Source organism: Pseudomonas hunanensis (assembly GCF_013393325.1).
Classification (GTDB): domain Bacteria; phylum Pseudomonadota; class Gammaproteobacteria; order Pseudomonadales; family Pseudomonadaceae; genus Aquipseudomonas; species Aquipseudomonas putida_P.
In genome coordinates this window covers 1-438 of sequence record NZ_QJRC01000039.1, presented here as the reverse complement: position 1 = coordinate 438, position 438 = coordinate 1, and the positions used below count along the sequence as shown (strand labels likewise).

Annotated in this window: 1 protein-coding gene; it reads left to right on the top strand. The window is 64.8% G+C overall.

Annotation, left to right across the window (positions count from 1 at the left end):
- A partial coding sequence (locus tag DM807_RS00670; protein WP_179026939.1) for an Ig-like domain-containing protein occupies positions 1-438 on the top strand: 438 nt, incomplete at both ends.

Genomic DNA, 438 nt, shown 5'->3' with positions numbered 1-438 from the left:
AGTACGACGTACCGCTGACCACCGCCCCAACCAGCCCGAGCAACCTGGCTATCGACGCCGACGGCACCACCCTCACCGGTACCGCGCCGGCTGGCAGCCGCGTCGAAGTGCACGATGCCAACGGCACCCTGATCGGCAGCGCCATCGCCAATGCCGATGGCAGTTTCAGCATCGAACTGAATCCTGCCCAAGCCAATGGCGAACTGCTGGACGTGGTCGCTATCGATGACAGCGGGGTGTCCTCGCTGCCAACACAAGTCACTGCACCCGATATCACTGCGCCTGCGGCCCCGACCGAACTGGCCGTCAGCGCTGACGGTACGGTGCTCACCGGCCGTGCCGAACCCGGTAGCACGGTACGTATCTTGGCAGCCGATGGCACTGAACTAGGCACTGCCGTGGTCGGCCCGACCGGCGTGTTCAGCATCAACCTGACTC